Here is a 12551-nt window from a genome sequence, read left to right as displayed (position 1 = left end):
GAGAGTTATTCACTCTCAAGAGATACTTTACCCTACTTAAATAAAACCCAAAAACTCTCATATCTTTTTATATCACTGACTCTAGTTATAGTGTTATCAACTTCGCTATCATTAAGTGGAGCAAATATCTGCCACTCATTATTTCTTAGAACAAGAATATACTCTAGAGTTTTATTTTGTGCTTTTAATGCTGCTTTAATCTCCTCTGTTGTTTGCTCTTTAGTATTTGACATAAGTATCCATCCTCTTGGGAAAAGATTTGTAAAGTTATTTACTTCTAATGAATCTTCATCAAATGGTAGCTCCACAGTTGTAGCTGCTGTTGTGTGAACAAGTATACCCTCAAGAGGATTTAATGTTAAAAACTTCTGTATAGTAAATGCTGCACTTGAAGTAGCATCTTTATCCCAGTACATCCACTCTCTACCAAACTTCATTACTGTGTCTATGTTTTCATTTGTGCCAAACACAGAATCTAAACTATTTACTTGATCACATCTTTGAAGATACTCGGTTTTTACATCTTCATCACAGAGGGTTTTTGAAGAAGTAAGTGAGAGGTATGTATAACCATTGTTTAATGCTCTTTGTATTTTCGGATTAACTGAGACAGTTTTATATATCTCATCTTTTGCCTCTTTATTTAGCAGTACATAACTTGTAATATCTCCATTAGCTTCTTTAATATACATTTTTTGAGATTTAGAATTAGGGTTAGAAAACTCAAATGGCATTCCATAACTTAAGTACAAGTATGATGTTTCCATATTATCAACTGCTTCTTCAAACTTAATGGTTCTATTTGTATCTGGTGTAGTTTTCGTATGTGTTACCAAACCGTTAATATCAACTATGTAATTATCTTCCATAATAGTGCCTGAGTTAATGGTTAACCTCTCATATCCAACTATGTGTGCAACTCCTGAAGTGTAGTCATTCCATGTTCTAAGGGTATATAAGTCACCACTAAAGCTTGTAGTTGGTATCTCATCAAAAACACCTTCCGATTCACTTGATGTAATGATATGGTATTGTTGATTTTCCACAGTAACTTTAAATTTTTGATTAGCTGAGTTATTTCCTTCATCGGTAACTCTTAGTTCAAACTCTACTATTCCTTCTGCATCAACTCTTGGTTTTATCAGTAAGTATAGTGGCACTTGAGAATAATCTTTAGAGCTTACTAGCCCACTCTTAGAAAGATTTGCATCTAGCACTGTATTTGTGCTTGTAATAAGTTCAAGTTTAAGAGTTCTTTTTTCAATATCATCTATGAAAAACTCTACTTGAAACTCAGGTGAGTTTGTAAGCTTAGATATATCTGCGATAGAAGTGATAGTTGGAGCATTAAAATCTTCATCTTCCACTGCTTCGATATAAATGCTAAAAGTTTTAGAGTCAGTTACTCCATTAGCAGTAGCATTTACTTCTATATTTACTACTCCGTTTGCATTAGCCACTGGCGTTACTACGATAATGTTTCCTACTACATTTAGAGTTACATTTTCATCAGTTGTAGTTGCTGTATAAAAGATACTATCTCCATCTGCATCTGTTGCCTCAAGAGTGATGTTGAAATCCGTAAAGTCTTCACTTGTGTTAATATCTAGTGGTGCGCTAAGAACTGGTGCATCATCAATTGAGCTTACATTAAGTACAAATGTTTGAGTTGCACTAAGAAATCCATCTGTTACATTAACATCTATGTTTACTATTCCAAATGCATTTGGCACTGAAGAGATGGTGAGTGTGTTTGAACTTACTGCTACAGTTGCCACATTTGTATCTGAAGAGCTCGCATTATATATTAGATTATCTACATTAGTTGCATCTTCTGTTACATTTGCATCTATGCTGACTATTTTAACCTCATTTGGTACTGAAGAGGTAATAAGAGTATTTTCATTTACTACTGCACTAGTAACATTTGTATCAGAAGAACTTGCATAATATATGATAGTAACTCCATCTACATCATTTCCATTGAGGGTAATGTTAAAGTCTACAAAGTCTTCACTTACATTTATATCACTTAGTTTATCAAGAGTTGGTGCATCATTGACAGCTGTTACATTAACATCAAAAGTTTGAGTAGAGTTTAGATCTCCATCATTTACATTCATAGTGATTCTAACTATACCATTTGCATTCTCAACTGTTGTTAGGTTAAAGTCTAATAGTACTTCCCCATAAGTAGCAAAACTTAGAAGACCTGACCAGTTTGGATTTACTGTTAATATAGATGTATTGTTTGACTCAACAGTTACATTAAGTTCTTCCCCTTCTACATCTGTAATATTAACCTGGTAGCTAGTAGTTCCGTTGTCTTCATCTAGTGAGAGGTCTTCTATCGTGTTAAGTATTAGAGGTCTGTCATTGACTGGATCTATATTCAGTGTAATCATTTGACCATTAGCAAGGCTTGTGTTTGAATCTTGTGTAACAACTATGTTAAAAGTTACTACTCCACTTGCATTTAGAGTTGAGCTCACTACTAGTTGATTTCCAACAACATTGACAGTCGCTTTACTTTCATCATTTGATGTTGCTGTAAATGTAAATGCATCACTCTCCACATCATTTGCACTTAGTGTTATATTAAAATCAGAAAAATCTTCATCTTGGGATACTGGATCTGCTAGTGTTGTAAGGATTGGTGCATCATCTACGTTTGCAACCGCAGTTGTCGCAGAGCTTGTAACACTCTCAGCTGTTCCTTGTGTATCTATGTAAGATGCTACTACTGTAATTGCCTTTCCTACTTCTGCTTGCGTTAGAGTGAAAGTTGTAGCTGTTGCAGCTGATATATTTACATCATCCGCTTGCCACTGATAAGAAATAGTTCCTAATCCATCTGCATCTGCTAGAGTATTTGCAGCTGTTAAAGTTGCGTTTTGTGCTAGTGTTCCTGTAATTGTTACACTACCTGTTGGAGTGTCATTTACATTTGCTACTGAACCTGTTGCAGAGCTTGTAACACTCTCAGCTGTTCCTTGTGTATCTGTGTAAGATGCTACTACTGTAATTGCCTTTCCTACTTCTGCTTGCGTTAGAGTGAAAGTTGTAGCTGTTGCAGCTGATATATTTACATCATCCGCTTGCCACTGATAAGAAATAGTTCCTAATCCATCTGCATCTGCTAGAGTATTTGCAGCTGTTAAAGTTGCGTTTTGTGCTAGTGTTCCTGTAATTGTTACACTACCTGTTGGAGTGTCATTTACATTTGCTACTGAACCTGTTGCAGAGCTTGTAACACTCTCAGCTGTTCCTTGTGTATCTATGTAAGATGCTACTACTGTAATTGCCTTTCCTACTTCTGCTTGCGTTAGAGTGAAAGTTGTAGCTGTTGCAGCTGATATATTTACATCATCCGCTTGCCACTGATAAGAAATAGTTCCTAATCCATCTGCATCTGCTAGAGTATTTGCAGCTGTTAAAGTTGCGTTTTGTGCTAGTGTTCCTGTAATTGTTACACTACCTGTTGGAGTGTCATTTACATTTGCTACTGAACCTGTTGCAGAGCTTGTAACACTCTCAGCTGTTCCTTGTGTATCTATGTAAGATGCTACTACTGTAATTGCCTTTCCTACTTCTGCTTGCGTTAGAGTGAAAGTTGTAGCTGTTGCAGCTGATATATTTACATCATCCGCTTGCCACTGATAAGAAATAGTTCCTAATCCATCTGCATCTGCTAGAGTATTTGCAGCTGTTAAAGTTGCGTTTTGTGCTAGTGTTCCTGTAATTGTTACACTACCTGTTGGAGTGTCATTTACATTTGCTACTGAACCTGTTGCAGAGCTTGTAACACTCTCAGCTGTTCCTTGTGTATCTATGTAAGATGCTACTACTGTAATTGCCTTTCCTACTTCTGCTTGCGTTAGAGTGAAAGTTGTAGCTGTTGCAGCTGATATATTTACATCATCCGCTTGCCACTGATAAGAAATAGTTCCTAATCCATCTGCATCTGCTAGAGTGTTTGATGCTGTTAGAGTTGTGTTTTGTGCTAGTGTTCCTGTAATTGTTACACTACCTGTTGGAGTGTCATTTACATTTGCTACTGAACCTGTTGCAGAGCTTGTAACACTCTCAGCTGTTCCTTGTGTATCTATGTAAGATGCTACTACTGTAATTGCCTTTCCTACTTCTGCTTGCGTTAGAGTGAAAGTTGTAGCTGTTGCAGCTGATATATTTACATCATCCGCTTGCCACTGATAAGAAATAGTTCCTAATCCATCTGCATCTGCTAGAGTATTTGCAGCTGTTAAAGTTGCGTTTTGTGCTAGTGTTCCTGTAATTGTTACACTACCTGTTGGAGTGTCATTTACATTTGCTACTGAACCTGTTGCAGAGCTTGTAACACTCTCAGCTGTTCCTTGTGTATCTATGTAAGATGCTACTACTGTAATTGCCTTTCCTACTTCTGCTTGCGTTAGAGTGAAAGTTGTAGCTGTTGCAGCTGATATATTTACATCATCCGCTTGCCACTGATAAGAAATAGTTCCTAATCCATCTGCATCTGCTAGAGTGTTTGATGCTGTTAGAGTTGTGTTTTGTGCTAGTGTTCCTGTAATTGTTACACTACCTGTTGGAGTGTCATTTACATTTGCTACTGAACCTGTTGCAGAGCTTGTAACACTCTCAGCTGTTCCTTGTGTATCTATGTAAGATGCTACTACTGTAATTGCCTTTCCTACTTCTGCTTGCGTTAGAGTGAAAGTTGTAGCTGTTGCAGCTGATATATTTACATCATCCGCTTGCCACTGATAAGAAATAGTTCCTAATCCATCTGCATCTGCTAGAGTATTTGCAGCTGTTAAAGTTGCGTTTTGTGCTAGTGTTCCTGTAATTGTTACACTACCTGTTGGAGTGTCATTTACATTTGCTACTGAACCTGTTGCAGAGCTTGTAACACTCTCAGCTGTTCCTTGTGTATCTGTGTAAGATGCTACTACTGTAATTGCCTTTCCTACTTCTGCTTGCGTTAGAGTGAAAGTTGTAGCTGTTGCAGCTGATATATTTACATCATCCGCTTGCCACTGATAAGAAATAGTTCCTAATCCATCTGCATCTGCTAGAGTGTTTGATGCTGTTAGAGTTGCGTTTTGTGCTAGTGTTCCTGTAATTGTTACACTACCTGTTGGAGTGTCATTTACATTTGCTACTGAACCTGTTGCAGAGCTTGTAACACTCTCAGCTGTTCCTTGTGTATCTGTGTAAGATGCTACTACTGTAATTGCCTTTCCTACTTCTGCTTGCGTTAGAGTGAAAGTTGTAGCTGTTGCAGCTGATATATTTACATCATCCGCTTGCCACTGATAAGAAATAGTTCCTAATCCATCTGCATCTGCTAGAGTATTTGCAGCTGTTAAAGTTGCGTTTTGTGCTAGTGTTCCTGTAATTGTTACACTACCTGTTGGAGTGTCATTTACATTTGCTACTGAACCTGTTGCAGAGCTTGTAACACTCTCAGCTGTTCCTTGTGTATCTGTGTAAGATGCTACTACTGTAATTGCCTTTCCTACTTCTGCTTGCGTTAGAGTGAAAGTTGTAGCTGTTGCAGCTGATATATTTACATCATCCGCTTGCCACTGATAAGAAATAGTTCCTAATCCATCTGCATCTGCTAGAGTATTTGCAGCTGTTAAAGTTGCGTTTTGTGCTAGTGTTCCTGTAATTGTTACACTACCTGTTGGAGTGTCATTTACATTTGCTACTGAACCTGTTGCAGAGCTTGTAACACTCTCAGCTGTTCCTTGTGTATCTATGTAAGATGCTACTACTGTAATTGCCTTTCCTACTTCTGCTTGCGTTAGAGTGAAAGTTGTAGCTGTTGCAGCTGATATATTTACATCATCCGCTTGCCACTGATAAGAAATAGTTCCTAATCCATCTGCATCTGCTAGAGTATTTGCAGCTGTTAAAGTTGCGTTTTGTGCTAGTGTTCCTGTAATTGTTACACTACCTGTTGGAGTGTCATTTACATTTGCTACTGAACCTGTTGCAGAGCTTGTAACACTCTCAGCTGTTCCTTGTGTATCTGTGTAAGATGCTACTACTGTAATTGCCTTTCCTACTTCTGCTTGCGTTAGAGTGAAAGTTGTAGCTGTTGCAGCTGATATATTTACATCATCCGCTTGCCACTGATAAGAAATAGTTCCTAATCCATCTGCATCTGCTAGAGTGTTTGATGCTGTTAGAGTTGTGTTTTGTGCTAGTGTTCCTGTAATTGTTACACTACCTGTTGGAGTGTCATTTACATTTGCTACTGAACCTGTTGCAGAGCTTGTAACACTCTCAGCTGTTCCTTGTGTATCTATGTAAGATGCTACTACTGTAATTGCCTTTCCTACTTCTGCTTGCGTTAGAGTGAAAGTTGTAGCTGTTGCAGCTGATATATTTACATCATCCGCTTGCCACTGATAAGAAATAGTTCCTAATCCATCTGCATCTGCTAGAGTGTTTGATGCTGTTAGAGTTGTGTTTTGTGCTAGTGTTCCTGTAATTGTTACACTACCTGTTGGAGTGTCATTTACATTTGTAATATTTAAATCAAAGCTTTGTGTTACAGTTTCTATACCGTCTGTAACATTCACGTCTATTGTTATCAGTCCATTTCCATTTTCTACAGGAGAGATTGTTACTATATTTGAGCTTACTGATACAGTAGCCACACCTGTATTAGATGAACTTGCATTATATGTTAAAGCATCTCCATCTGCATCTGTTGCCTCTAGTGTTACGTTAAAGTCTGTAAACTCTTCTGTTTTATTATAGTCACTTGGTTGTACCAAAACTGGAGCATTGTTGTTCATATTAATTAAAAACTGTCTATTTACTGGTGCATTTGTACCATCTGATACATTAATGTCCACAGCAACTGTACCTGTTGCATTTGCATCATTCGTAACTGTAAAGACTAAATTTCCACTGCTATATTCAGACCATAGCACATTGTTTGGCCATTGCGGTGTTACTACCAATGAGCTATCATTTACATCAACAGTTATATTTAAATCATCTTGTTCTGCATCATTTACAGTTATGTTTACATCAAAAGATGTAAATCCTGCATGTACCTTATGCACTAAAGCTGTTTGCACTACTGCTAACCCAGCACTTCCATCTGCTACATACGCTTTTAAATCATCTGAAGATATAACAAGGTCGTACACATTTTGAGTAGTGTTTGTCTCTGCTATAAATGATGGTGTGTTAGTTGTTACGTCAAGCACTACAAAACCATTCAGATAGTCGCCTACATAAGCTTTTTTCTCGTCACTTGAGAGTTTTATCCTATGTGCATTACCTGTAGTGTTATATTTTCCTATTATTTTTGGAGTATTAGAAGATATATCTAATACAGCTAATCCATCTTCATAGTTTGCTACATAAGCTTTCTCTCCATCACTAGAAAGTACAAGATCGTAAGCTCCATATGTTAAAGAAAGAGTTCCAAGAAGTGAAAGTGTTGGAGTGGATATATCTATAATAGTTAAGCCATTTGAAGTCGACTGAATGTCTGAAACTGCCATATAAAGTTTTTTACCATCACTAGATATTTCAAATCTATTTATATCTGCCAATGTATAATATGAAGTGCCTATTTGAGTTATATTAACAGGATCTGATATATCCAAGACCTGAAGTTCACTTCCAGATAAAGATACGTTCACATAGGCTTTTGTTCCATCTGTTGATAATTTCACCCCTCTTATGCCAAGGAAAAAACTAGCTGCAAACTTAGCTGGAGTTGTAGAGCTTATATCAAAAACAACTAGCCCCAAACTTTCATCTGCCACATATGCCTTCGTTTCATCAGGGGAGAGGACAACTTCTTGAGCTGAAGAAAGTGTGCTTACGCCACTACTCCCTAATAAAACAGGAGTATCGCTTGTGATATCAAAAACAACCAAACCTAAATCATTATCTGCAACATAAGCTTTTGTACCATCAGATGAAAGAGCTATGGCATAACTATTGTTAAGGTCAGGGTAACTTCCTAAAAGTTTTACTTCTTCTGGTGAAACGATTGAGAGAGTTGGTCGTATAGGAGCGGTTGTAGGGATAACAGCCGAAATATTTAAATCAGCCGAGACACTTACTACAGAACTAACAACGGTATCTTTATCTACCCACTTATTTGTAGATGGGTCATACATAGCAGATGTGCCATCACTAAATGTAACTTCTATAGTATATTCGCCCCCATCTATAACTGGTAGATAAAATGGATTAGGTGATGCTTCCATATAAAGTAACTCTGTAGAACCAAAAGTATCTATTCTCTTTATCAAAATATTACTAATATCTGTTACATCAACAGCAGCAGTAAAAGAGAGTTTACTTACACTAACATTATGTTCCACATATTCTATATCTGTAGATATATTTTCATCATTTGCAAAGTATATTTTAACAGGAGCGGAACCTGATATACTCGCAAAATAACGTATAGACTGATCTACTTGTATATGTGGAAATGTGGCATTTAAATCATTAGCTTTACTTGTATCAGCAAAAATGGATTCTTTACTATCATGTAAAATAGTGTTTGAAGCAATATCTACTGTTTGTGCATGTATCTCTTGTGTATGTATAATAGAAGCACCCGTACCAGAAAAGTTAAACTGGGCATTTACCTGAGAAAAAATCTTGGAGCTATTTAAATCAATATTAAAACTATTTTGTGTAGAGTTTACCTCAACTTTATAATCATCAGGAGCAATAGTCCCATTATAAATCAATGCTGAGTCTATAGTAGAACTTGCAGAGTTATAATAGTAACTATTTTCATCACCAGAATTATTCACATCAAATCTAATCGTAAAATTATTGTCTGGACTATAAACTGATACTGTTAGATTATTATCTCCATCTATCATACTTGAAACATTTGGCACGACTAAGTCTTCACTGTTTCCATCTACTCCAAATACTTGTATATTTGTTATGTTGTGCTCTGTAAGGTTTACGTTTGAAAGGTTGAGTGATAACTGTAATGCTGGATAAGAAATCACATTAAAAAGAGTGTTTAAAGTAGTAACTCCATCTGTCGCGTTTATGTCCAATGTTTCATTTGCATCTGCTTTATATATAAAAAGTCCACTTGTGCTACCTAAATTAGAAAAGCTATCTGGAGCAGTGCCATTATAAGCATATGTTGGTATGGAAGTGTTGTTTTCAACAACTAGTTTTTGAAATGTACCTACACCCTGTGCAGTATATATTGTATCACCATATATAGTTGGAGCAGTATCTGTCCAGGTAGCACCGATAATAGTTCCGTTGTTAGCATTTGTAGTATAATCGTAAGCGATTGATCCTCCACCTATATTAAGTGGCCAGTAACCTATAAGGCCTGTCTCATTTCCTAGAAGTGATGATGCCATAAATTGTTGAACTTCTGATCTTGATAGTACTTTATCCCATATAGAAACTTCGGCGACGCTACCATTTATTATTCCTTCACCGTCTCCATTTCTTGCTCCTATTCCAATTGCTGTATAGGTGTGGTCAAGAGTGTCACCTAAATCCGATGTATTTGTAGCAACTAAGGCACCATTTATATAAAGTTGTGCATTTTTATTAGCGGTATTTACGGTTGCTGTTACATATGTCCATTTATTTTTATATGCTGTAAAATCATATGAGATAGCTGATTGGTATGCTCCAAGGTTTGTAGCGATATTCCACTCTAAGTTTGTACCATTAAGTCTCAGAAAGTGCTTTGGATCAGCCCTAACAATAGTTTGCAAGCCTACCGTATCTGGTATATTAACCCATGCACTATAAGTATGTTCTGTACTATTTGACGTAGGCAACGTAGATGATACTACTGCGTAATCGTTGCCATCTAGGCTTAATCCATTCCCTAAAAAGTTAAGACGAGTTACATTCCCTTCTATTGCTCCATCATTAGCATTTAAAGTGACGTCTTTTACGGTGCTTCCTTTTCTCTCATCAAAGTTGTAATAGGCGACTAGTCCCGTTTCATTTCCATCAAGCTGAATGTTCTTTGAAGAGTTTATATCAGTTTGTGTTCTTGCTATATTCCAAATACGAACTTCATCGATTATCATATTCATGTTATTATTAGGGTTAAAGGTTATCCCGGCATTACTTAAGTTAAACGCAGTTGAAAAGCCACTCCCATCAACTACACCATCTATATATGCAACACTGTTTCCTCCCCCGTCATACACTAAAGCAACATGGTGCCATAAACCATCAGAAATACTAATTGAGCCATATGTATCTTGTGGTGTAGCTCCATCTGAATCACTATAGCGGAGTGTACTCTCTCCACTATAAAGTACGTCTACATAGTGACCATTATCTCCAAGAACTCTAACCATAGTTCTGCTACCTACTTGTTCAAAGTTGAACCAAAATTCTAATGTAGTCGTTGTAATGTTTAAGTCTAAATTAGCAGTAAAATTACTTAAAGTGTCATCAAGCTGTAGAGCTCCACCATGAGCTTTTAAAAGAAGTTGTGAGCCCACTACATCAAAATCTGTTAATGCCGTGGCAACATAAAAGTTAAAACCATTACTTACCTGGCTTATAGCTGTTGTATTATATGTTCCATTCACATAAGTATCACTCAGTAAACTTATACCACCTAAAGATATATTTGTAATGTTTAGATGGTGAAAATTACTAGCACCTAAACCTGGATCTTCAAATGAGATAGTTTGCAGGGATGTTCCACTAAGTATTGTTGTGTGTGCAGTATTTGGGTTAAAACCAAATGCACTACCTGTTTGAGTAAAGTTTCCAGTGATTTGCAAAGTACCATCTGTAAGACTCAGGTTATTATCAGCAGTAGCACTCATAGTAAAGTTTCCAACAACATACATATAGTCTAAGCTATTTGTCATAACTAAGTTACCTGCAGTATCTGATGTATTTATATAGTTACCAACTACATTTAAAGATCCACCATTTAAATTTAAGGCTCCCGAAGTATGATTTACATTTCCTGTAACATCTAAATTAAAACCATTAAGGTCTAAAGTTCCCCCTGTGATATTTAAATCACCAAAAAATGTTTCATCTGATGAAAGAGTATAGCCAGCACTAACTGGAGAAGTTATCGCCGCATTTAGATATGTAGAAAAAAGTAAGAATAGACTTATGTATAGTAATTTTAAAGTTTTCATTGTGAAACTCCTCTTGTAGCACCAAACAGACCGTTTACACTACCCGCATTATCACTTGTAAGGTTAAACTTACCTCCAGCTGCTTCGGCATTTGTTCCATAAAACTGTCCATTAAGACTTCCACCTACATTTGTTGCATCACTTCCTACAGCAGTAGTCACACTCGTAGTGTCAAAACCATACTTATGTACGTCTCCTGCTACATTTGCACCAAATCCACCCTCTTCTACATTTACATTTCCAGAAAAACTTTTGTTGATAAAGTCTACATCTAGAGTAACACTTCCACCTGATGCCACTTTGTTTCCATCTAGAGTTGTAACAATGGAACTGAGTCCACCATTATAGGTAGCGCTAGCAGAACTTCGTATCATCTGATCTATCGTGTCACTTGATGTTACCACTCCTGTTAGGTAAGTATAAAGTGGAGCACCCGCTTCTTCCCAGTAACCATACTCTAGATAATCATTTGTAAAACTCGTAACCTTGCTTAGTCCTGTCGTATCTATTTTCACACTTTCTACTATGGATGCAGAACTAGATGCCGCTATAATTTCCAAAGCGATATCGTCCACAGACTGTGCAACAACTGGCTTTTTTTCAAGAACATTCGATTCAACATTTTTTACATCAACCTGCTTAGTCTCATCAAGGAATTGTGCTACAGAAGAGAGCCTATTTGAAGGATTTGGATCTATTTCACTAGGAGTAGGAGCTGTAGCAGTAGGAGTTACTGCTTCTCCCGGAATATCGTCAAGTTCGTTATGGTCACTTGATGCTGTTCCATCACCTGAACTCGAAGGAGCATCATCAATATCTGGATCAACAGTATCTCTCCCTGCATATGCTTGAGGCAGACTAGGAGCTCTGTTTTTAGGAGTACGGGAGAACATTCCTGCAGGAACAACTCTAGTTACACCATAAGAAGTGATGGTAATGGTACCTTGAGTACAAGCTACTTTCTCTTGGTTACCCACGATAGTTGTTCCACGAATACCTATGGTTGCAGTTTTTGTTCGAAGTTTGAACTTATCAGGAGCTATTTTACCTATCTCTCCAGTTATCGACTTAAAAGAGCCTTTTAAAAAACCAAAACTTGCTTTTGCTTTTTTAGGTTTGTTCGCATTAAATGCATATTCCGCTATATTTAAGGTAGAAGATTTTCCTATAGTAACTATACTCCCATCTTTAAAGATGATTTGAAGTTTTGATTTTTTGGCTGTATTTAGCACATCTTTTTCTTCAAGTAACACCCCTACTTTAGCATCTATTTTAGTACCAGCTCTAGTGATCTCACATGAACCTCGCATAGAAGATATTTTTCCTATGTTTGCAAAAAGTGCTGATGTCAACATAATGATAAGTATAAATAATTTCATAGTTTAGTCC

2 protein-coding genes are annotated in these 12551 nt (G+C 36.8%); both read right to left on the bottom strand.

The genetic code is table 11. The features are described 5' to 3' along the window. Positions 1 to 32: 32 nt before the first annotated feature. Positions 33 to 11162, bottom strand: coding sequence for a LamG-like jellyroll fold domain-containing protein (locus GJV85_RS01600; protein WP_207562138.1), 11130 nt, complete (start codon positions 11160 to 11162; stop codon positions 33 to 35). After that, on the bottom strand, positions 11159 to 12541 hold the full coding sequence (locus GJV85_RS01595) for a FecR family protein (protein ID WP_207562137.1): 1383 nt from the start codon (positions 12539 to 12541) through the stop codon (positions 11159 to 11161). Before GJV85_RS01595 ends, GJV85_RS01600 begins: the two co-directional genes overlap by 4 nt. Positions 12542 to 12551 lie beyond the last annotated feature (10 nt).

Origin of the sequence: Sulfurimonas aquatica, from assembly GCF_017357825.1 — a bacterium.
GTDB classification, from domain to species: domain Bacteria; phylum Campylobacterota; class Campylobacteria; order Campylobacterales; family Sulfurimonadaceae; genus Sulfurimonas; species Sulfurimonas aquatica.
This window is presented reverse-complemented; position numbering and strand designations above follow the sequence as displayed.

Coding starts and splice junctions, on each gene's coding strand:
- GJV85_RS01595 (WP_207562137.1), bottom strand. CDS start 12,541: ATGAAATTATTTATACTTATCATTATGTTGACATCAGCACTTTTTGCA.
- GJV85_RS01600 (WP_207562138.1), bottom strand. CDS start 11,162: ATGAAAACTTTAAAATTACTATACATAAGTCTATTCTTACTTTTTTCT.